Annotated in this window: 20 protein-coding genes and 1 riboswitch; of the genes, 8 read left to right on the forward strand and 12 right to left on the reverse strand. The window is 61.8% G+C overall.

All coding sequences use genetic code 11. The features are described 5' to 3' along the window. Positions 1-116: 116 nt before the first annotated feature. From ACQZ2L_RS22165 to ACQZ2L_RS22175, 3 genes are all read right to left on the reverse strand, one after another. A complete protein-coding gene (locus ACQZ2L_RS22165; RefSeq protein ID WP_430327868.1) occupies positions 117-1,481 on the reverse strand; it encodes a DUF1329 domain-containing protein in 1,365 nt (454 codons plus the stop codon). 25 nt (positions 1,482-1,506) lie between these two features. Beyond that, the gene (locus tag ACQZ2L_RS22170; protein WP_430327869.1) at positions 1,507-3,402 is read right to left on the reverse strand and encodes a DUF1302 domain-containing protein; all 1,896 of its coding nucleotides are present in this window, start codon (positions 3,400-3,402) and stop codon (positions 1,507-1,509) included. A gap of 331 nt (positions 3,403-3,733) precedes the next feature. After that, complete coding sequence (locus ACQZ2L_RS22175) at positions 3,734-5,416, reverse strand: fatty acid--CoA ligase (protein WP_430327870.1); 1,683 nt, start codon at positions 5,414-5,416, stop codon at positions 3,734-3,736. Between the two features lie 216 nt (positions 5,417-5,632). On the opposite strand from ACQZ2L_RS22175, the gene ACQZ2L_RS22180 reads away from it, so the two are divergent. From ACQZ2L_RS22180 to ACQZ2L_RS22190, 3 genes are all read left to right on the forward strand, one after another. Continuing rightward, positions 5,633-6,598 carry a 2-hydroxyacid dehydrogenase gene (locus ACQZ2L_RS22180; RefSeq protein ID WP_430327871.1) on the forward strand — a complete coding sequence of 322 codons (966 nt, stop codon included), beginning with the start codon at positions 5,633-5,635 and terminating at the stop codon, positions 6,596-6,598. A 51-nt stretch (positions 6,599-6,649) separates the two neighbouring features. Continuing rightward, positions 6,650-7,648: a methyltransferase gene (locus ACQZ2L_RS22185; protein WP_430327872.1), complete on the forward strand. Its 999-nt coding sequence runs from the start codon at positions 6,650-6,652 to the stop codon at positions 7,646-7,648. A 39-nt stretch (positions 7,649-7,687) separates the two neighbouring features. Then, a riboswitch (yybP-ykoY riboswitch) is annotated at positions 7,688-7,809 on the forward strand. 90 nt (positions 7,810-7,899) lie between these two features. Beyond that, complete coding sequence (locus tag ACQZ2L_RS22190; RefSeq protein ID WP_178080814.1) at positions 7,900-8,484, forward strand: TMEM165/GDT1 family protein; 585 nt, start codon at positions 7,900-7,902, stop codon at positions 8,482-8,484. A gap of 236 nt (positions 8,485-8,720) precedes the next feature. Here the strand turns inward: ACQZ2L_RS22190 and ACQZ2L_RS22195 are convergent, their stop codons facing one another. From ACQZ2L_RS22195 to ACQZ2L_RS22210, 4 genes are all read right to left on the reverse strand, one after another. Further along, positions 8,721-9,536, reverse strand: a complete 816-nt coding sequence (locus ACQZ2L_RS22195) for a M48 family metallopeptidase (RefSeq protein WP_430327873.1) — start codon at positions 9,534-9,536, stop codon at positions 8,721-8,723. A 98-nt stretch (positions 9,537-9,634) separates the two neighbouring features. Continuing rightward, positions 9,635-10,255, reverse strand: coding sequence for an SOS response-associated peptidase (locus ACQZ2L_RS22200; RefSeq protein ID WP_430327874.1), 621 nt, complete (start codon positions 10,253-10,255; stop codon positions 9,635-9,637). Positions 10,256-10,267: 12 nt separating this feature from the next. Further along, positions 10,268-10,528 carry a putative signal transducing protein gene (locus ACQZ2L_RS22205; protein ID WP_314877830.1) on the reverse strand — a complete coding sequence of 87 codons (261 nt, stop codon included), beginning with the start codon at positions 10,526-10,528 and terminating at the stop codon, positions 10,268-10,270. After that, complete coding sequence (locus tag ACQZ2L_RS22210; protein WP_430327875.1) at positions 10,528-10,713, reverse strand: CPXCG motif-containing cysteine-rich protein; 186 nt, start codon at positions 10,711-10,713, stop codon at positions 10,528-10,530. Before ACQZ2L_RS22210 ends, ACQZ2L_RS22205 begins: the two co-directional genes overlap by 1 nt. 121 nt (positions 10,714-10,834) lie before the next feature. Between ACQZ2L_RS22210 and ACQZ2L_RS22215 the strand changes: the two genes are divergently transcribed. Next, on the forward strand, positions 10,835-12,004 hold the full coding sequence (locus tag ACQZ2L_RS22215; protein ID WP_430327876.1) for a 1-acyl-sn-glycerol-3-phosphate acyltransferase: 1,170 nt from the start codon (positions 10,835-10,837) through the stop codon (positions 12,002-12,004). A gap of 30 nt (positions 12,005-12,034) precedes the next feature. Here ACQZ2L_RS22215 and ACQZ2L_RS22220 read toward each other — a convergent pair whose 3' ends face one another. Continuing rightward, on the reverse strand, positions 12,035-12,295 hold the full coding sequence (locus tag ACQZ2L_RS22220; RefSeq protein ID WP_430327877.1) for a hypothetical protein: 261 nt from the start codon (positions 12,293-12,295) through the stop codon (positions 12,035-12,037). A 202-nt stretch (positions 12,296-12,497) separates the two neighbouring features. Then, positions 12,498-13,082, reverse strand: a complete 585-nt coding sequence (locus tag ACQZ2L_RS22225) for a YajG family lipoprotein (protein WP_101316532.1) — start codon at positions 13,080-13,082, stop codon at positions 12,498-12,500. A gap of 145 nt (positions 13,083-13,227) precedes the next feature. Between ACQZ2L_RS22225 and ACQZ2L_RS22230 the strand changes: the two genes are divergently transcribed. Together ACQZ2L_RS22230 and mqo are read left to right on the forward strand one after the other, a co-directional pair. Continuing rightward, a complete protein-coding gene (locus tag ACQZ2L_RS22230) occupies positions 13,228-13,461 on the forward strand; it encodes a hypothetical protein (protein ID WP_430327878.1) in 234 nt (77 codons plus the stop codon). A 606-nt stretch (positions 13,462-14,067) separates the two neighbouring features. Then, positions 14,068-15,573 carry a malate dehydrogenase (quinone) gene (gene mqo, locus ACQZ2L_RS22235; protein ID WP_430327879.1) on the forward strand — a complete coding sequence of 502 codons (1,506 nt, stop codon included), beginning with the start codon at positions 14,068-14,070 and terminating at the stop codon, positions 15,571-15,573. A 48-nt stretch (positions 15,574-15,621) separates the two neighbouring features. Here mqo and ACQZ2L_RS22240 read toward each other — a convergent pair whose 3' ends face one another. The 3 genes from ACQZ2L_RS22240 to ACQZ2L_RS22250 form a co-directional block, all read right to left on the reverse strand. Beyond that, a complete protein-coding gene (locus ACQZ2L_RS22240) occupies positions 15,622-15,912 on the reverse strand; it encodes a PA4642 family protein (protein ID WP_101316527.1) in 291 nt (96 codons plus the stop codon). A gap of 68 nt (positions 15,913-15,980) precedes the next feature. Next, positions 15,981-16,451, reverse strand: coding sequence for a hypothetical protein (locus tag ACQZ2L_RS22245; protein ID WP_430327880.1), 471 nt, complete (start codon positions 16,449-16,451; stop codon positions 15,981-15,983). 177 nt (positions 16,452-16,628) lie between these two features. Beyond that, positions 16,629-17,186 carry a hypoxanthine-guanine phosphoribosyltransferase gene (locus ACQZ2L_RS22250; protein ID WP_430327881.1) on the reverse strand — a complete coding sequence of 186 codons (558 nt, stop codon included), beginning with the start codon at positions 17,184-17,186 and terminating at the stop codon, positions 16,629-16,631. 163 nt (positions 17,187-17,349) lie between these two features. Between ACQZ2L_RS22250 and upp the strand changes: the two genes are divergently transcribed. Continuing rightward, a complete protein-coding gene (upp, locus tag ACQZ2L_RS22255; RefSeq protein WP_101316519.1) occupies positions 17,350-17,988 on the forward strand; it encodes a uracil phosphoribosyltransferase in 639 nt (212 codons plus the stop codon). Between the two features lie 2 nt (positions 17,989-17,990). Beyond that, entirely contained in the window at positions 17,991-19,265 is a 1,275-nt protein-coding gene (locus ACQZ2L_RS22260) for a uracil-xanthine permease family protein (protein WP_103436044.1), read from the forward strand. Positions 19,266-19,851 lie beyond the last annotated feature (586 nt).

Genomic DNA, 19,851 nt, shown 5'->3' on the forward strand with positions numbered 1-19,851 from the left:
TACGACAAAAAGCGACAGAGCTGATTTACGGCAACCCATCAGTGCGCACCGGAAATCAAAACGCCCCGGCGGGCCGGGGCGTTCTGGGAGTCACGCGGAGTTTTTAGCTGCGTTGATTAACGAATACCGTCCTGGCGCAACGCTGCTGGCTGGAAGTCGGCCTTGCTGGCGGTGAAGCCAAAGTCATAGGCACGTTTTTCTTCGTTTTTCAGACCCAGGGCCAGGTAACGACCCGACTGCAGGTCATAGATCGTCTCGAGTGTGTACCACGGCACCTGGTTGTTGTAGTAGTCCTGCGCATGCGCTTCGGACACGCGCCACAACTGGTTGCGACCGTCGTACTGGTCGATCACCGAAGCTTGCCAGGTATCCTCATCGATATAGAAGTCGCGCTTGGCATAGATATGCCGCTGGCCCGGCTTCAAGGTCGCGACCACATGCCAGACCCGGCGCAGCTCATAGCGGCTCAGGTCCTGGTTGATGTGGCCGGGCTTGACGATGTCGGCGTATTTCAGGCTTGGCGAATCGAGCTTGTAGGTGTTGGAGGCGATGTACATCTCCTTTTTGCCTTCGAGCTTCCAGTCATAGCGGTCTGGTGCGCCGTTGAACATGTCGAGGTTATCGGATGTACGCAGCCCGTCCGCCGCAGTACCCGGGCCATCGTAGGACACCTGCGGTGCCTGGCGCACGCGCCGTTGGCCGGCGTTGTAGACCCAGGCCTTGCGCGGCTCCTTGACCTGGTCAAGGGTCTCGTGCACCAGCAGCACGGTGCCCGCCAGCCGCGAAGGCGCGGTGACCTTCTGTTTGAAGTAGAACAGCACGTTGCCCGGGTTGGCTGGGTCGTAATCTTTCAGCTTGTCGCGGAACACAAACTGGTCCGAGAACGATACCGGGCTGTAGGAGCCGTTGGGTTGCGGCGTCACCTGGGTAACCAGGCGCGTCACGCTGCCACCGCGATAGCGGGTGATGTGGTTCCAGATGACCTCGACGCCGCTCTTGGGAATCGGGAACGGGATAGCCGTCTCGAAGTTCTCCAGGCCGTTGCCGCCCGCCACCAGATTGGTCTTGGTGGCGTTGCGCTTGATCGCAGCAAACACATCATCCGGCACGGTCGAACCGCGATGGGTCGGGTACACCGGAATCTTGTAGGTCTCCGGGTAGCGTTTGAACATCGCGTACTGGCCAGGCGAAAGCTTGTCCTTGTATTGCTCGACGTTCTGCGCGGTGATGGTGAACTTGGGCTTCTCGCTGCCATACGGGTCAGACAGGAACCCTTTGGCATCGACGCTACCAGCGGTTTTCGACAGCGGTTGCCAGGCCGTGATAGAGCCGTCGGCGTTACCGGCTTTTTCCGCGCCCATCGGCGTTAGGGTGCTGCCGAGCTTGGCCGCCTCGTCAGCGGAAACCGCAGCCATGACGCCGGTTGCCAGCAGGGACATGCCCAGTACACCGGCCTTCAGCAGACTTCTGGTCTTGTTCATTGTTGGTCGTCCTGGATCAATGGGCTTAGAAGTTCACGCCGAAGCTGAGCGCAACGAAGTCGCGGTCATCCACGGTGGTGTACTTGCCGTCAAAGAAGTTGGTGTACGACAGGCTCGCGGTGTAGGTGTTCTGGTATTCAGCATCGAGGCCGAGGCTGACGGCCTTGCGCCCTTCTTCGAAGTTGGCGCCAGGACCAGGCGAATAGCCGGACACGTCGTGCGACCAGGCCACGCTTGGCTTGAGGTTGACCCCGGCGAAGACGTCGTTGTAGTCCCAGATCACACGGCCACGGTAGCCCCACGAAGTACTGGTGGTGTAGCCATCGTTTTCGCACTTGCGGCTGAGGTTGGCGGTGGACGCACCGGCACCGGCACCACCAATGGTGCTGGTATTGAGCGCCAGGCAGGTATCCGCCCCACCGGTAGCCGGCAGCGGCCCTGGGCCATAGACCGGATCGCGGCCGTAACGAGTTTCCCGGGCATTCTCCAGGCCGCCAACGTGCGTTACCCCGACTTCGCCGACAACGGTCATGCGGCTGGCGCCCATCACCTGATCGAAGAAGTGCGTCAGGGTGGTCTGGAACTGAGTGATTTCCTTGCGGCGGTAGCCGTGCAGGTCCTGCCCAGGTGTGCCGTTGAGCAGTGATGCATTGGTCAAGGCACCGCCGAGCGGACGCACGCCGGAGAACAGAATGTCGGTGGTGTTGAGCTGTACCGGCGCATTTGGCCGGTAGCTGACTTCACCGCTCCAGGCGGTACCGGTTGGCAGCGTGGTAGAGAAGCTCAAGCCGTAGAGGCGGATGTCTTCCGGGTATTCGACAAAGTACTTCGAGTTGCCCGCAACGATCAGCGGCGCCAATGCGCGAAGAGCAGGTGGCAAGGTCGCGACGCCGCGGAACACCGAAGGGTCTGCGCCGGTGGCACTGAAGATGGGCGCACGGCTGTGGTAGTTCATGAAATAGGCGCCGAACTCGGTGTCCAACGGCTCGAACATGTACCGCAAGGCTACGCCGAACTGGCCGCTGTCACGGGCGTCACGGTCGGCACTGCGGCGCACCAGCACGCCCTCGTCATTGAAGTCTACACCGCGCGTGGCGAGCAGACCCTGCGCTGCCGGTGGCAAGGCACCAATGGTACGGCCGCTGTTGAGCACCCGCAGGTTGTCGGTGCAGCCATCGGCAATGATGTCCGGCTGAGAGAAGAACGTGCCGCAGTTATCGACAACCGTCTGGTCCCATTCCAGCTGGTAGAAGGCCTCGGCCGAGAGGTTGTCGGTCAGGCTCTGCGAGATATAGAACATGTTGACCGGGATCAGGCCTTCCTTGATCTCGGCGCCAGGGCGACGGAACGCAGCCACGTCGATCGGGTTGATCGAGTTGATGCCACCGCCAATGAAGGTGCTTTCACCCCAGCTGACCACTTGCTTGCCGAAACGCACCGAACCGGGTTGATCGGCAATCGAGTAGTTGTGATAGACGAATGCATCGAGCAGCTCGGCCCCGGAAGACTTGGCGCCTTCCTTGCGGTTGGAGTCGCTGATGTCCTTGAACTCGCGATGTTCATCCTTGAGCTCGAAGTCATACCAGTACTTGCCCCGGACGAAGATGCCGGTGTCGCCATACTTCAGTTCAAGGTCGTGGATGCCCTTGAAGATTTTCGAGAAGGTCTCACCGCGTTTGAAGTTCAGGTGACCATCGTCGGAGGTCTGCGAAAGCCCTTTGCCGCCGTTGTTGACGCCGATCAGGTTCTTGTTCGGGCTGGCTGTCGACCAACTGGCACCGACCGACAGCGACGAATCGAACTGGCCTTCGATTTCACCGATGTTGAAACTGACAGCGAATGCAGGGCTTGCGAGCGTAGAAGCGAGGCTGACGGCAAAGGGCAGTCTTGCCCGACGCCAGAACGGGTGTGCAGATTTCATCGACGCTACTCCATGTTCTTTTTTGTTATGGCAGTGAGTCCTTGCAGAAACGGTCCGGCTGACCGGTAGGCAGGCTTGCACCTGCGACGCTGCGAGTTGCACGCAGCGCTCCCCCTCCGTTTCTGAAAACCCCTGGCCCCGACTATAGCCAGCAGGCTCGGACGCTAGATCCCTCTAAAGTGTGATTTGCGTTCCGTGCCCGTCGCTCGCCCCGATCAGGCCGGGTGTGCGAGCTGACAGTGCTCTAGCATGGCGCAATTTTCCCATTTGACAAGGCGCCATCCTCTCTGCAATGCGGGTCACGCCTAATTCGTCGATGACCCGCGGCGCTTTACAGGGTCGACAGGAACGCGCTGTTGCTGGCCTGCCATTCGACGATGTCGAGGCGGATGCGCTTCTTGTCCAGCTTGCCGACGCTGGTCTTGGGAATTTCCGTAACAACGGCAATCTGGCTGGGAATCGCCCACTTGTTGATATGACCCTGCTCGACGAACGGTTTGAGATGTTCTTTGAGTACACGTGCGTCAAGGCTCTGCCCGTCGCGCACTACCAGCAGGGCAAACGGACGCTCTCCCCACTGCGGATCGGCGACACCGACCACTGCCACTTCTCGCACGGCCGGATGGCGGCTGATCAGGTCTTCGAGGTCGAGCGAGGAGATCCACTCGCCGCCGGTCTTGATCACATCCTTGATGCGGTCGCGGATGTCGATATAGCCCATGCCGTCGAGGGTGGCGACGTCACCGGTATGCAGCCAGCCACCAGCCCACAGCTCGGTGCTTTTTTCCGGCTCCTTGAAATAGCCCATCGACAACCACGGCGCCCGCAGCACCAGCTCGCCCTGGGTCTCACCATCGGCCGGGAGGAAATTGCCATCGCCGTCGACAATCGCCGTTTCCACCAGCGGCACCGGCACCCCGGCCTTGATCCGGTAGCTGACTCGCTCGTCATCGCCACCGGCCTGCAGCTCTTCGTTGATGTGCGCCGCGGAGATCAGCGGGCAGGTTTCGGACATACCATAAGCTGCTGTGAGCTGAATGCCGCGAGCCAGCGCGGCCTGATACAGCGCACGGTTGAGCGCGCTGCCGCCGATGATGATCTTCCAGCCGCCAAAGTCCTGGCCCTGGGACGATGGGCAATTGAGCAGCATCTGCAGGATGGTCGGGACGCAGTGGGAGAAGGTGACCTTCTCTTCACGCCACAGCTTGACCAGCATGTCCGGCTCGTAACGGCCAGGGTAGACCTGCTTCATGCCCATCAGCGTGGCGGCATAGGGGATGCCCCAGGCATGAACGTGGAACATCGGCGTGATCGGCATGTACACGTCATCGCTGCCAAGCAGGCGCACGCTGTCGATGCTGCCCAGTACCGAAGTTTCCGCCAGGGTATGCAGCACCAGTTGCCGATGGGTGAAGTACACGCCCTTGGGGTTGCCAGTAGTGCCGGTGGTGTAAAACATGGTCGCCACCGAGTTCTCGTCGAAATCAGGGAAGGCGTACTGCGGGCTGGCGGCGGCCAGCAGTTGTTCGTACTCGCCGATCAGGTTCGGCAGCTCGGCGCTCTTGTCCGGGCCGTCGGTCAGCAACAGGGTCTTTTCGACCGTGGTCAGCTGCCCGGCGATGCCTTGGTACAGGCCGATGAAATCGCTGTTGACCAATACCAGCCGATCTTCGGCGTGGTTCATGGTGTAGAGGATCTGCTCGGGTGACAGGCGCACGTTGATGGTGTGCACCACCGCGCCGATCATCGGGATGGCGAACATGCATTCCAGGTAACGATGGCTGTCCCAGTCCATCACGGCAACGGTGTCGCCCGGCTTGACCCCGGCCTCGCTGAGCACATTGGCAAGCCGCGCGATGCGCTCGACCAGTTGTGGATAAGTCAGGCGCAACTGGTCGCGGTAGACGATCTCGCGGGTGCGCTCGTAGCGGCTGCCAGACAAGAGCAGGCGCTTGATCAGCAGCGGGAATTGGTAAGCACCTTCAGCAGGTTGGATGATGCGCGTCTGCAGCATGGTTATCCCTTTTTCGAGTCGGGCGAGGTCAGGCAGTTACTCTAGAGCGCAGATGTGACAGCCAAATCAGCCGAAGGAATGATTTGCGCGGCGCGGGTATGAGTGCCGCCGCGCCGTTGTCCGCTCTCGCGCACGCCGGCAATGCGTTTTACCGGCGGTTTGTGTAGGGTTCTGGATCAGCCCATCACTCGCTTACCGCCCAGCACAGGACTGACCATGACCGCCAGCCACACCGCTGTATTTCTCGACCACGACTCACTGGACCTCGGCGACCTCGATCTCAGCGCGCTCAAGGCCTGTTTCAGTGCCCTCACGCTGCACGGCGCGACCGCGCCGGAACAGGTTGCCGAACGCCTGCAGGGCGCCACTGTGGCAATCAGCAACAAGGTGCTGCTGGATGCAGACGTACTGGCGGCCAATCCGCAACTGAAACTGATTCTGGTCGCTGCAACCGGCACCAACAACGTCGACCTGGCCGCCGCGTACGCCCAAGGGATTACCGTGTGCAACTGCCAGGGCTACGGCACTCCCTCAGTGGCGCAGCACACCCTGGCCTTGCTGCTGGCACTGGCGACCCGCCTTTGCGATTACCAGCGTGCGGTCGCCGACGGGCAATGGGCCAAGGCCAGCCAGTTCTGCCTGCTCGACTTCCCTATCGTCGAACTTGAAGGCAAGACCCTCGGCCTGCTTGGCCACGGTGAACTAGGCGGCGCGGTGGCACGCCTGGCAGAGGCCTTTGGCATGCGCGTTCTGAGCGGGCAGATCCCCGGCCGCCCTGCACGTGCCGAGCGCCTGCCGCTGGACGAACTGTTGCCCCAGGTCGATGCGTTGACCCTGCATTGCCCGCTCAATGAACACACCCGGCACATGATCAGCCACCGCGAACTGGCCCTGCTCAAGCCCGGCGCACTGGTGGTCAACACCGCCCGCGGCGGCCTGATCGATGAGCAGGCCTTGGCCGATGCCCTGCGCAGTGGCCATCTGGGCGGCGCCGCCACCGACGTGCTCAGCGTCGAGCCGCCGGTCAACGGCAACCCGCTGCTGCAGGCGGACGTGCCACGCCTGATCGTTACCCCGCACAGTGCCTGGGGCGCAGTCGAGGCACGGCAGCGCATCGTTGGCCAGCTCAGTGAGAACGCCCAGGCGTTCTTTGCCGGCACGCCGCGCCGCGTGGTCAGCTGAGCCAAGCCCGCCTCTGCTACACTGCGCGACTTTTTTCAGGAGGCGTCGTCCATGGACCCGCGCAGTGAAGTATTGCTCCGTCAGGCGGAGTTGTTCCAGGGCTCGGTGCTGCTTGCCGGCCTGCCCGCCGACGATCTGCTCGGCCAACTGCCGCAGGCCCACGGCTGGACCTGGCACGCCGGCGACCAGGCCCTGTTCGAAGCGCGCTTTGCCGGGCGCAATCAGCATGGCGTCGAGCCGCCGCAGGTGCCGTTCGATGCTGCGGTAGTGTTCATGCCCAAATCGCGCGAACTGGCCGCCTACCTGCTCAACGCCCTGGCTTCGCGCCTGGCTGGCCGTGAGCTGTATCTGGTCGGTGAAAAGCGCGGCGGGATCGAAGGTGGCGCCAAGCTGCTGCAAGCCTTCGGCAAGCCGCGCAAGCTCGACAGTGCCCGTCACTGCCAGCTGTGGCAGGTAACCGTCGACAACGCCCCGGCCGCCACCCCGCTGGAAAGCCTGGCTGAACGCTTCGAACTGCCTCTGGCCGATGGTCCGCTGCAGATTGTCAGCCTGCCCGGGGTGTTCAGCCATGGCCGGCTGGACCGCGGCACTGCCCTGCTGCTCGAGCATCTGGACGGCCTGGCGGTTGGCCCGGTGCTCGACTTCGGCTGCGGCGCAGGCGTAATCGGCTCGATCGTCAAGCGCCGCTACCCGGACAGCCAGGTGACCATGCTCGACGTCGATGCCTTCGCGGTGGCCAGCAGCCGCCTCACCCTTGCCGCCAACGGGCTGCACGCTGAAGTCATCAGTGGCGACGGGATCGATGCTGCACCACGTGATCTGCAGGTAATCCTGAGCAATCCGCCGTTCCATACAGGCGTCCACACCGACTACAACGCATCGGAAACACTGCTGAAAAAATCAGCTGAACATCTGCGATCAGGTGGCGAACTTCGCCTTGTTGCAAATACCTTTCTGCGCTATCAACCGTACATCCAGCAGGCCCTGGGCAACTGCAAGACGCTGATCGAGGAGCAGGGTTTCAGGATTTACCAGGCAAAACGCGCATAAAAAATAGCGCTTGCCCAAACGGATTTGCCTAGGCAGAATCCGCTCCGTCCTAGGGGAGTAGTCTCCCGCAAGCACTAAGCTTGCCCGGTACGCGTCAACATACTTGGTCCTCAGACCATGGCGCGTACGACCCACGGTCCGCACAGACGGACCCAGGGTTTGACAAGACCTATGACACGCACACCTTACCCGGGGCGGGAAGGCTGTACGTGTCATAGCCGTGTCGACCCGCCCCCGTAGGAACCCTGATGCTGGAATCCCTTCTCGTACCAACCGCAATCGTTGCGCTCGCCGAAATCGGCGACAAGACGCAACTGCTCGCGCTCATCCTTGCTGCCCGCTTTCGCAAACCCTGGCCGATCATCGCCGGTATCGTTGTCGCCACCCTGGCCAACCATGCTGCGGCAGGTGCAGTTGGGGCGTGGGTCAGTGGGTTCTTCACCGAGTCGGTGTTGCACTGGGTACTGGCCGCAAGCTTTGTCGCAACCGCGTTGTGGACCCTGGTGCCGGACAAGATGGACGACGACGAAAGCAGCGCAGCGCGGCGCTTTGGGCCGTTCGTGACGACCTTGATTGCGTTCTTCCTGGCCGAGATCGGCGACAAGACTCAGGTCGCCACCGTGATGCTGGCGGCGCAGTATCCGCACCTGATCATGGTAATTATCGGTACCACCCTAGGCATGTTGATTGCCAACGTACCGGTGGTATTGGCGGGTAATTTTGCGGCAGAGAAGCTGCCACTGACACTGATTCGGCGCCTGGCTGCCACGGCGTTCGTGGTGCTGGCGATTGTCGCGGTGTATTCGGCGATGAAGAGCAGTGGCTGGATTGGGTGATCCGTTGGGATGCTGGGCCGCGTGCAGCCCAATCGCGACACAAGGCTCCTTTAAAGCCGTGCGCGGTCTGCTTTGTGTAGGAGCGGCATTGTGTCGCGAAAGGCCCGCAAAGCGGGCCCGGCGACTTCGGCTGCGAAGCTGAGATCTGGGGCCGCTTCGCGACCCTTTCGCGACACAAGGCCGCTCCTACAGGGACTGCTTAGGCAGGTAGGGCTGCAGAGCAGCCCCTATGCCACTTACTTCTTGGCAGCCTGATACAGCGGCATCACCTTGGGAATGGCCGCCTGCAACGAGGCAATTCGGCTGGCCGAAGCCGGGTGAGTGCTCATGAACTCAGGCGGGGCACCTTCCGATGCCTTGCTCATCTTGTTCCACAAGGTGATCGCGGCGTTCGGGTCATAGCCGGCACGTGCCGACAACTCAAGACCGATCAGATCAGCCTCGTTCTCGTTGGCGCGGCTGTTGGGCAGGGTCATCGCGTAGTTCACCACGGTGTCGGCGAGGGCCATGCTGTCCTGGCCCAGGCCCAGCAAAGCGCCAGCACCAGAGCGGGCCATCTCGATCCCATAGGCCTTGGACATCGCTTCACGGCCATGCTCACGCAGAGCGTGGGCGATCTCATGGCCCATCACGGCGGCGATTTCAGCGTCGGTCAGTTTGAGCTGATCGATCAGGCCGGTGTAGACGATGATCTTGCCGCCAGGGCCGCAGTTGGCGTTGAGCTCGTCACTCTTGATGACGTTGACTTCCCACTTCCACTGCGCAGAATCCGGGCGGAACTGCGGCGCCTGGGCGATCAGGCGATCGGCGATGGCCTGCACGCGCTTGGCTTCGGCGCTGCTTTTGTCCAGCACGCCCTTGCTCGAGGCTTCGCTCAAGGTCTGCTGATAGGACTGGGCATACATGTTGTTGACCTCGTCGGTCGACAGCATGCTGAACATGTACTGCTTGCGCTCAACGCCGACGGCGCCGCCACTGGTGGTATTCACCGCCTGGCAGCCGCTCAGCAGGACGCCGGCAGCGAGCAGGCTGAGAACAAATGACTTACGCATAAAACACTCCCTGGGTACGTGCCGCGTATCCTAGGCGCAGACGCCCGGCGCCGCCAGAGCCATAGGGAAGATTTAACCCGGGCTTGTTCTGCACCACGTCAAGCCGGGGTCAGGCACTCAGGCGCATCTAGCTTGGGATCATTGACGAAATTGGCCAGCGCCCGCTCGCGGAGCGCAGCCGGTGGGCCAGCAAGCAACTCATGCAAACGCGCCAGCGGCGTCTGCGGATCAAGCCAGGCAGCCTGCCCGGCCTCGTCGAGGATCAGCGGCCGGCGCTGATTGACCACCGCCTGGGTGACCACTGCGCAGCTCAGCCAGACCTGCTCCTGCACCGGGTATGCCTCCCATATCGCAGCAAAGAACAGCGCCGCGCCCTCGCCCGGCGTCAGCCAGTAGGGCCGCTTGCGCACACTGCCGCGCCATTCGTAAAAACCGTTGGCCGGCATCAGGCACCGGCGCTGGGTAAACGCCTGGCGAAACATCGGTTGCTCGGCGAGGGTCTCGGCGCGCGCTTGTGCCGGCGTCCTGGACAAGTCGGTCAGCCACGGCGGGGTCAGCCCCCAGCGCGCTCTGGCCACCTGTAGCTGGCCGTCAAGCTGACGCTGGATCAGCACCGAGGCGCCGGGCGCGATGTTCCATTGCGCCTGTTGGTCGGCGGGGTAACCCGGCAGTGCGGCAAAGGCCGGGGTCCAGCGAAACAGGGCGTAGCGTCCACACATGCGATATACAACCTAGCAAATCAGTGTCCCGGGATAACTCTCCGGTTCGTCGCCAGCAACTGGCTGGGCAACATTGTACGCATCGATCAGCTCGCGTGCGTAGCCGGCCTGCTCATCGGCCACCGCCAGGCCGAGCAAACCGTGCAAGGGCAGCTCACCGGCGGCACCGATCAGGTCGCGGCCGACCAGGTGCACCTCAATGCCCTCGCTGGCCAGTACCGCCACCAGCAGCTCCGCCTCCAGCAGGTTCTCTGGCTCGTAGATTCGTCGCATCAGGCGTCATCCTCGCTTTTCACATCGAGCATCCATTCGTCGCCATGCACCTGCAGGATGAATACGATCGGCCGGCAGCAGACCTGACAGTCTTCGATGTAGCGCTGATCACCGCCGGACAGATCAACCGTGGTCTCCACCCCTTCTCCACAATAAGGGCAATCGTAGAATGCAGTTTCCAGCATCGCGGCCTCCAGGGTGACTTATGCGTATAATTGTCGGTCTATTTACGGGACCTGCGCGCGTCCGAGCCGTTTTTCGGAGCCGCCCCCTATCTATTACCCTAGCCGTTTCCAACAAGAGAGCATGATGGGCGAATTCGATGCCATCCGACCGTATGACGATGCTGAGGTGCCGGCGGTGCTGGCGCGCCTGTTCAGCGACCCGGCATTCCTCGATATCCTCACCCACTTCCGCTTCCCGCGGGCGGCCGGCGCCTTCGGCTGGCTGCTCAAGCCGCTGATCGCGCGCCGCCTGCGCAAAGAGTTCGCCGGCGTCAGTTGCGTCGCGACCCTGCAGGACAAAGTCGAGTACTACGTCGACCAGACCATCGATCGCGCCACCGACGGCGTCACCTATTCAGGTGTCGAACAGCTCAAGGCTGGTACGCCTTACCTGTTCTTGGCCAACCACCGTGACATCGTCATGGATCCGGCCTTCGTCAACTATGCGGTGTACCATGCCGGCCTGCCAACGCCGCGCATCGCCATTGGCGACAATCTTCTGCAAAAGCCTTTTGTCAGCGACATGATGCGCTTGAACAAGAGCTTCATCGTGCACCGTTCATTGACCGGCCGGCGCGAGAAGCTGGCGGCTTATCAATTGCTCTCGGCCTACATCAATCATTCGATCCGCACCGATGGCGCGTCGATCTGGATCGCCCAGGCTGAAGGCCGGGCCAAGGACGGCGATGACCGTACCGATTCGGCGATCCTCAAGATGTTCCACATGAGCCGCAAGGACGAGCCATTTGGCGCGGTGATTCAGGGCCTGAACCTGACGCCAGTGTCGATCAGCTACGAGTACGACCCATGCGATCAGGCCAAGGCGCGCGAGCTGTACATCCGCGCCACCACCGGCAGCTATAGCAAGGCGCCCGGTGAAGACGACAAGAGCATCGCTACAGGCATCACCGGCTATAAGGGCCGCGTGCATATCCACTTCGCTGCACCGGTCAGGGAGTTCTTTGCCGATACCAAGCAGTTGGCTCAGGAAGTTGACCGGCAGATTCTGGGCGGCTATCGGTTGTTTCCGGTGCACTACCTGGCCTACGCGATGTGGCAGGACGCCGACCCAGCACTGGCCGTGCCGCCTGCCGAGAAGCTGTTCCAGGCCGACGAGCTGGCCAAAGCCAGGCAGGAATGGCAACGCCGCCTCGACGCCTGCCCGGTCGAACAGCAGCCGTACCTGGTGCTGCAGTACGCAACGCCGGTACGCAATCAGTATCAGGTCAAGGTCCAGAGCCAGGTTGCCTGAACTGCGGCGGGGCTGGCAGCAGCCCCACCGTCAAACCCAGGTACTCAACCAGGACAACAGCAGCGCCAGTGCCAGGCACGCAGAACCTAGGGTGTAGTAGTAACGCGGCACGCGCCGATCAAAGGCGTCGACCGGGCCTTCATCGACCGCCAGGCTGCGCCGCGTCAGCGCCGCCCGGCGCCGGGCGCTTTGCAGCAGCAGGCCGCCAGGGCAGGTAATCAGCAGGGCCAGCAGGTTGATCAGCTTGGCCGGATGGGCCGCCAGCAGCCCCCAGAGCACTTGCACAGACATTACAGACCTCGCAGTCGCGACAGCAAAGCCGAGCATTCTACCCAAGCCGGGCGCATTGGCTGCGGCTTTACGACCAACTGCTGACGGATTTCATCTGCCACACCCTTTGTTGTCTGTGCTGCGCTATCGCCTGGCCCTGAAGCAAAAAAAACCGCTGCCTGAGATTCAGTCAGCGGTTTTTCAAGACCTGGCTGTAACGAGCTTACTCGCCGAGCACCTGACCGATGGTCGGGTCCTTGAACAGGCGGGTCAAGGCATCGCTGAGCACATCGCTGACCAGCTTGGTGTTGGTTTCCTGGTTCGGTGCCATGCCGAAGCGCTGATCCAGCGAAGCGCCGTAACGGCCGCTGTAACGGCGGTTGGCATTGGCAACGTCAGCACGGAAGGTCGCGCCGATGGTGGCCTCGGTCACGTACATCTTGTCCTTGGGCGACTGGTACTTCAGTTCGGCCAGTGTCACGGTCAACTGCGGCGCATTGGAGCCGCCCTGGGTTGGGGTGAAACCGAGCAGACGCACCGCAGCTTCGGCCTGAGCCTGCAGCTTGGGCACGACATCGTTGCCGTTGACGCTGATGGTGCTGGTTTCCGGGTACATGCCGCCACGGGTGCCGAGCGACTGCGAAGGACGACCATCGACCACCCGCACCACGACTGGCTGGCCGCGACCGACCGGATTGAGCTGAGTGGTCAGCTTGGGTTGCGGGCTGAGTTGTTGCGGGCTGTGGGCACAACCGACCAGGCTCAGGCTGGCCACCGCGAGCAAACCGAACAGCAGACGTTGCAACATGCGCGTTTCTCCAGAAAATGCGGCAAAGGCCCACAGTATACCCAGCCGCTTGAACGCCAGCTATCGGCTATATCCGCTTGTCATAATGCTTTCATGGCCGCGCCGTTATCCTTGGCCCAGCCCACTCCATACAGGATTCGCCGCCATGGCCCCGCTCTGGAACCTGCTGTTCAAGCGCTCGCCCCAGCTTGTCTATGCTCGCCTCGACAGCGCCGGTTGCTGCCTGGGCTTCAAGCACTGCAGCCAGCCACCCAGCGGTAGCGGCTGGGTTCAGGTCAATGAAGCGCAGCTAGCCTGGCTGGGCCGACCACTGCCTGCCAGCGTCCGGGTTTGCGCCCGTGCAAGCCACCATTGGCAGCAGCGCAGCCTGCCAGCCTGACAAATGCTGCAATAAAAACCGCGATTAACGACCTTTCTGCCCGCGACATCGCTATAATCTCCCCCCGATTATAAGGACGTCTCCTGATCGGGCCCCGCACCTGCCGATTGACCCCGGCACCTTCACCGCCTCGCCCACAGAGAGCCTTCCACTTCAGGTCTTGCATCCGGCTGTTGCGCCTGCTTTTTCTGGCCTTCTGCACTGCATGAACCTGTGGGTTGCCATCGCGCAGTCCCTTTTTGAGGTTCACGTCTCCAAAAGAGCGTGGAAAAAACCAGGTTTTCACAACTTCACAAGAGTGTGGCGAGCAAATGAACAGTCTGGCATGTGCAACAGCAGCAGATGTGTCCCCAACAGCCCCTGATGGCCGGTATTGGCGCTCATTCATGATGAGTCACTGAGGCCGATCCATAACGCACGTCGGACACCTTGACCATAAGTCGAATTGCCGCAGCCGTGGCAATCAGCGTTCAATAGCTGAACCCTGAGACTGATTGGCGGTGTTCGCGAAGTTGCAAGAACTGCGAAGAGTCGGACATGGCGAGCCTGGCAACCCCAGGGATCCTATGCTGTCAATTAGGTGCTGTAGATTGTGGAGACGCGTTAATGGCGCAGAACGAATCGGTTGATGTAGTACTGGTAGGCGCGGGCATCATGAGTGCCACCCTGGCCGTACTGCTCAAGGAGCTCGACCCGGCCCTCAAACTGGAGGTCGTCGAGGCGATGGACTCCGGGGCTGCAGAAAGCTCGAACCCCTGGAACAACGCCGGGACCGGCCATGCCGGCCTGTGCGAGCTGAACTACACGCCGCAGGCCGCCGATGGCAGCATCGACATCAAGAAGGCCGTGCACATCAACACCCAGTTCGAGGTGTCGCGGCAGTTCTGGGCTTACCTGATCAACAAAGGCGGCCTCGGCGCGCCGCGTGACTTCATCAACCCTGTACCACACCTGAGCTACGTCGAAGGTGACAAGGGCGTGTCGTTCCTCAAGAAGCGTTTCGAGCTGCTCAAGCAGCACCACGCTTTCAGCGAGATGGAGTACACCGAAGACAAGGCGGTGATGCGCGACTGGATGCCGTTGATGATGCCCGGCCGCCCGGCCGACCAGCACATTGCCGCAACCCGCGTGATGAAAGGCACCGACGTCAACTTCGGCGCCCTGACCAACAAGCTGCTGAAAATGCTCGGTAACACCGCGGACAGCCAGGTCAAGTACAGCAAGAAGGTCTTCGGCCTGCGCCGTAACGGCGCCGGCTGGACCGTCAGCATCAAAGACGTCAACAGCGGCGGTAGCCGTGAAGTCGATGCGCGCTTCGTCTTCCTCGGCGCCGGTGGCGCGGCATTGCCATTGCTGCAGGCTTCGGGCATCCCCGAGAGCAAAGGCTTCGGCGGCTTCCCGGTGAGCGGCCAATGGCTGCGTTGCGACAACCCGGAAATCGTCAAGCAGCACCAGGCCAAGGTCTACAGCCAGGCTGCCGTGGGCGCTCCGCCGATGTCGGTGCCGCACTTGGATACCCGGGTCGTCGACGGCAAGACCTCGCTGCTGTTCGGGCCATACGCCGGCTTCACCACCAAGTTCCTCAAGCATGGTTCGCTGCTCGACCTGCCGCTGTCGGTACGCCTGGGCAACCTCGGCCCGATGCTGGCAGTGGCGCGCGACAACATGGACCTGACCAAGTACCTGGTCAGTGAAGTGATGCAGTCGATGGAGCAACGCCTGGACTCGCTGCGCCGCTTCTACCCAGAAGCCAAAGCCGAAGACTGGCGCCTGGAAGTGGCCGGTCAGCGTGTGCAGATCATCAAGAAAGACCCGAAAAAAGGCGGCGTGCTGCAATTTGGCACCGAGCTGGTTGCAGCGGCCGACGGCAGCCTGGCGGCCCTGCTGGGCGCATCCCCTGGTGCTTCGGTGACGGTGTCGATCATGCTTGATCTGATCGAGCGCTGCTTCCCTGAGCAAGCTAAAGGGGCCTGGGCGAGCAAGCTGCACGAGATCTTCCCTGCTCGCGAGAGCGTTCTGGCCAGCGATGCAGCGCTGTACCGCAAGGTCAGCGAGCATAACGATCAGGTGCTGCAGATGGTCGAGAGCAGCCCGGCTCAGCATTACGCCTGACCGGTCGGGGGCCGCAACGCGGCCCCAATCACACCAGACTCAGATCACTCAACCACGGGCGTTGTTGATGATCTCGATGTATTCCGCCGCATTACGCTGATCAGCGATCTGCTCGACAAAGGTCTGGCCGTGCTCATCCTTGCCGTCCAGCTCATAACCAGCCTCGACAAAGAACCCGACAAACCTCTCGAAATCATCGATGCGCAGGCCACGATAGGCCTTGACCAGCTTGTGCGCGGACGGCGACGTCACGCCATCGGCCGGGTCGTACTGCAGAAACGACTTGATGTAGTCGTCGCTGATTTCGTCACCAATCACTTGCTTCTTGTCTTTACGCATTGCCGACTCCACCTAAGCCATCACCAAATTTCGCAGGGCGGCAGTGTACCCCCGCCAATGCGCAGGCCTCAACGCGTACGTACGGTGCCGGTATGCAGATCAGCCCAGACATGGCCGTTGGCGTAGGTCAGAAACTGCACGTAGAGAGTCTCGTTGCGTAGCAGGTCGATGATCACCCGGTAGTCGGCCATCGGGTAGTTCAGGCTCAGGGTGCGGGTCTTGCCGTCGTAGACTGGCTTCTTCAGGCTCTTGCCACCTTCACCGTCGAAGCTGAGCAACACCTGGGTAATCGTCGCGCCCTTGCTCAGCGGCTTGCCCTTGAGGCGCATCTGCAGCGAGGCGGTGATCGGAATCGGTTGCTGGTCAGACTGACGCTGGGTGCCAACCACTACCGAGTAGTCGGTGACTTGCAGCAACTGCTGACTGGTCGGCGCCTCTTGGCGCAGCGACTGGTCATCAGGTGGCAGAAACTGGCTGTGCAGAGGCGCCGCAGACAGCGGCAGGCTCAGCGCCAACAACAGGGGGATGAACGCACGCATGTGAGGCTCCTTGGCATGGAGCCGCACTCTAGCATGCCCGCTCAGGCGAACTGCGCGCGCTTCCAGGCCTGTTGCGCGGCAACCTCAGGCTTCCGCTCGCCTGGCGGGCTGGCCGCCGACGGCTCGACCCTGTCGGCATAACAAGATTTGCTCCACGAGCGCCGGCTCACGTGCGTCTTACAGGCCCTTGACGGCGAAGATGCCGTTGGCGTTGCGCCAGTAGCCTTTGTAGTCCATGCCGTAGCCGAAGATGTAGCGGTCGATGCACGGCAAGCCGACGAAGTTGGCCTTCAGGTCCGGGCTGGCCTTGCGGTCATGCTCCTTGTCGATCAGCACGGCGGTATACACCTCACGGGCGCCGGCGTGCTTGCAGAACTCGATGATCGCGCTGAGGGTGTGGCCCTCGTCGAGAATGTCATCGACGATCAGCACATCGCGGTCAATGAACGACACTTCCGGCTTGGCCTTCCAGAACAGCTCACCGCCGCTGGTCTGGTTGCGGTAGCGGGTGGCGTGCAGGTAGGACGCTTCCAGCGGGAACTGCAGATGGGTGAGCAGCTTGCCGGCGAAGATCAGGCCGCCGTTCATGACGCAGAACACGACCGGGTTCTTGTCATGCAGCTCGCGGCTGATGTGCTCGCCTACCTTGGCGATGGCCGCTTCGACCTCGGCTTCGTTGTACAAGCAGTCAGCTTCGCGCATGACTAGGCGGATGTGCTCGAGATCGGCGGACATGGCGCTCCCCAGGGGTCGGAATCGGAAAAGCGGGCAAAGGTACGCATCCGCTGGCCTCAGATCAAGCGTTTATGGACTAACGTGCACAATGACAAAGCGACAGCTCAGGCTGAATAGATTAATCTAGCGCGGTTTTTTTGCCCGCCTTCCGGAGCCCTCCCCCATGCCTACTCGTGAGATCCGCCATCCGCTGATCCGCCACAAGCTCGGCCTTATGCGCCGTGCCGATATCAGCACCAAGAACTTTCGCGAACTCGCCCAGGAAGTCGGCGCCCTGCTGACTTATGAGGCCACCCAGGATCTGCCCCTCGAATCCTACGAAATCGACGGCTGGAGCGGTAAAGTCCAGGTCGAGAAAATTGCCGGCAAGAAGATCACTGTCGTGCCGATCCTGCGTGCCGGCATCGGCATGCTCGACGGCGTGCTCAGCCTGATCCCGGGCGCCAAGGTCAGCGCCGTGGGCGTCGCCCGCAACGAAGAAACCCTCGAAGCGCACACCTACCTCGAGAAGCTGGCGCCGGACATCAACCAGCGCCTGGCACTGATCATCGACCCGATGCTGGCCACCGGTGCATCGATGGTCGCTACCATCGACCTGTTGAAAAAAGCAGGCTGCAAAGAGATCCGCGCCATGGTTCTGGTCGCAGCACCCGAAGGCATCGCCACGGTCGAGAAGGCACACCCGGATGTGAGCATCTACACCGCCTCGATCGACGAGCGCCTCAACCAGCACGGCTACATCATCCCAGGCCTGGGCGATGCCGGTGACAAGATCTTCGGCACCAAGCAGAAGGACGCCTGATCATGCAGGACGGCTTCAACGACCCGCTCTGGCGCCAGGTCGTCTCGGGCGCGCAGATGCTCTTCGTGGCATTTGGTGCGCTGGTGCTGATGCCGCTGATCACCGGCCTCGACCCTAATGTGGCGCTGTTCACCGCCGGCATCGGCACCTTGCTGTTCCAACTGGTGACGGGCCGTCAGGTACCGGTGTTTCTCGCCTCGAGCTTTGCCTTCATCACCCCGATCATCCTCGCCAAGGGTCAGTTCGGCCTGGCCGAGACCATGGGCGGGGTGATGGCGGCAGGCTTCGTCTACACCTTCATGGGCATGATGGTGAAGATCAAAGGCACCGGTTTCATCGACCGCATGCTGCCGCCGGTAGTGATCGGCCCGGTGATCATTTCGATCGGCCTGGCGATGGCGCCGATTGCCGCCAACATGGCCATGGGCAAGGGCGGCGATGGCGCCGTGCTGATTCCCTATCAGACCGCCATGCTGATTTCCATGCCGGCCCTGCTCACCACCTTGATCGTGGCCGTGTTCGGCAAGGGCATCTTCCGCCTGGTGCCGATCATTGCCGGGGTTCTGGTCGGTTTTGCCATGGCCTTTGCCTTTGGCGTGGTCGACACTGCCAAGATCGCTGCGGCGCCTTGGCTGGCGATCCCACATTTCACCGCGCCAGCGTTCAACTGGCAGGCGATTCTGTTCATCGTTCCGGTGGCCCTGGCGCCGGCGATCGAGCATATCGGTGGGGTGATTGCGGTGGGTAGCGTGACGGGTCGCGACTACCTGAAAAAGCCCGGCCTGCACCGCACGCTGCTGGGCGATGGCCTGGCCACTACCGCTGCCGGCCTGTTCGGCGGGCCGCCCAACACGACCTACGCGGAAGTGACCGGTGCGGTGATGCTGACCAAGAACTACAACCCGAAGATCATGACCTGGGCAGCGGTGTTTGCCATCACCCTGGCGTTTGTCGGCAAGTTTGGTGCGCTGCTACAGAGCATTCCGGTGCCGGTGATGGGTGGGATTCTGTGTCTGCTGTTTGGCTCGATTGCGGCGGTGGGGATGAATACCATGATCCGCCACAAGATCGACCTGAGCGAGGCGCGTAACCTGGTGATCGTTTCGGTGACGTTGGTGTTCGGGATTGGTGGGGTGCTGATTGGCAGCGGTGATGGGCCGGATGACTGGGGTCTGAAGGGAATTGCGCTGTGTGCCATTGTGGCTATTGTGTTGAACCTGTTGTTGCCTGGGAATGATGGGTGGAAGAACAACAAGCTGGATGATCAGTTGCCCTGAGCTTTTGCTGGGTGAGCCTGCTTTGTTGGGGCTTATCCGGCATTTGCGTGGGTAGTTAGGGCCCCTTTCGCCCTTACGGCGAGTCACTTTTGGTCTTGGCCAAAAGTAACCAAAAGCCGCTCGCTCCCACATACGGCCCCTACGCTGCGCTCCGGGGTTCCCTCACTCCGGCATTGCTCCCGGGAGGACCGCGCTGAACGGGCCCTCCTGGCCCGCAGCGCTTGCCGGCCATCCATGGCCGGCACCTCCCTTCGCAATGCCTGCGTTCGGCCTCCTGAGGTCGCTGACAGATCAAGATCAAGAGCACGCCTCGCTGCGCTGGCGCAGGGCGGGATTGGTGTGGCTGGCTGATTTTTACTTGGTTTGAGATTGCTGGGGCTGCTTTGCAGCCCTTTCGCGACACAAGGCCGCTCCTACAGGGGACCGCGTAAGTCGCTGGTACGCGGTCGGGGTAGGAGCGGCCTTGTGTCGCGAAAGGGTCGCGCAGCGGCCCCAGCAATCCAACGGCCACACACCATTCTCAAATCCACACTGACCCGCCCTGCGCCAGCGCAGCGAGGCGTGCTCTTGATCTACCGGCGACTCT

Origin of the sequence: Pseudomonas shirazensis, from assembly GCF_050496565.1 — a bacterium.
GTDB classification, from domain to species: Bacteria; Pseudomonadota; Gammaproteobacteria; order Pseudomonadales; family Pseudomonadaceae; genus Aquipseudomonas; species Aquipseudomonas shirazensis_A.

Excerpts from the sequence above, each read along its gene's own strand:
- ACQZ2L_RS22165 (WP_430327868.1), bottom strand. The coding sequence starts at position 1,481 with ATGAACAAGACCAGAAGTCTGCTGAAGGCCGGTGTACTGGGCATGTCC.
- ACQZ2L_RS22170 (WP_430327869.1), bottom strand. The coding sequence starts at position 3,402 with ATGAAATCTGCACACCCGTTCTGGCGTCGGGCAAGACTGCCCTTTGCC.
- ACQZ2L_RS22175 (WP_430327870.1), bottom strand. The coding sequence starts at position 5,416 with ATGCTGCAGACGCGCATCATCCAACCTGCTGAAGGTGCTTACCAATTC.
- ACQZ2L_RS22180 (WP_430327871.1), top strand. The coding sequence starts at position 5,633 with ATGACCGCCAGCCACACCGCTGTATTTCTCGACCACGACTCACTGGAC.
- ACQZ2L_RS22185 (WP_430327872.1), top strand. The coding sequence starts at position 6,650 with ATGGACCCGCGCAGTGAAGTATTGCTCCGTCAGGCGGAGTTGTTCCAG.
- ACQZ2L_RS22195 (WP_430327873.1), bottom strand. The coding sequence starts at position 9,536 with ATGCGTAAGTCATTTGTTCTCAGCCTGCTCGCTGCCGGCGTCCTGCTG.
- ACQZ2L_RS22200 (WP_430327874.1), bottom strand. The coding sequence starts at position 10,255 with ATGTGTGGACGCTACGCCCTGTTTCGCTGGACCCCGGCCTTTGCCGCA.
- ACQZ2L_RS22205 (WP_314877830.1), bottom strand. The coding sequence starts at position 10,528 with ATGCGACGAATCTACGAGCCAGAGAACCTGCTGGAGGCGGAGCTGCTG.
- ACQZ2L_RS22210 (WP_430327875.1), bottom strand. The coding sequence starts at position 10,713 with ATGCTGGAAACTGCATTCTACGATTGCCCTTATTGTGGAGAAGGGGTG.
- ACQZ2L_RS22215 (WP_430327876.1), top strand. The coding sequence starts at position 10,835 with ATGATGGGCGAATTCGATGCCATCCGACCGTATGACGATGCTGAGGTG.
- ACQZ2L_RS22220 (WP_430327877.1), bottom strand. The coding sequence starts at position 12,295 with ATGTCTGTGCAAGTGCTCTGGGGGCTGCTGGCGGCCCATCCGGCCAAG.
- ACQZ2L_RS22225 (WP_101316532.1), bottom strand. The coding sequence starts at position 13,082 with ATGTTGCAACGTCTGCTGTTCGGTTTGCTCGCGGTGGCCAGCCTGAGC.
- ACQZ2L_RS22230 (WP_430327878.1), top strand. The coding sequence starts at position 13,228 with ATGGCCCCGCTCTGGAACCTGCTGTTCAAGCGCTCGCCCCAGCTTGTC.
- mqo (WP_430327879.1), top strand. The coding sequence starts at position 14,068 with ATGGCGCAGAACGAATCGGTTGATGTAGTACTGGTAGGCGCGGGCATC.
- ACQZ2L_RS22240 (WP_101316527.1), bottom strand. The coding sequence starts at position 15,912 with ATGCGTAAAGACAAGAAGCAAGTGATTGGTGACGAAATCAGCGACGAC.
- ACQZ2L_RS22245 (WP_430327880.1), bottom strand. The coding sequence starts at position 16,451 with ATGCGTGCGTTCATCCCCCTGTTGTTGGCGCTGAGCCTGCCGCTGTCT.
- ACQZ2L_RS22250 (WP_430327881.1), bottom strand. The coding sequence starts at position 17,186 with ATGTCCGCCGATCTCGAGCACATCCGCCTAGTCATGCGCGAAGCTGAC.
- upp (WP_101316519.1), top strand. The coding sequence starts at position 17,350 with ATGCCTACTCGTGAGATCCGCCATCCGCTGATCCGCCACAAGCTCGGC.
- ACQZ2L_RS22260 (WP_103436044.1), top strand. The coding sequence starts at position 17,991 with ATGCAGGACGGCTTCAACGACCCGCTCTGGCGCCAGGTCGTCTCGGGC.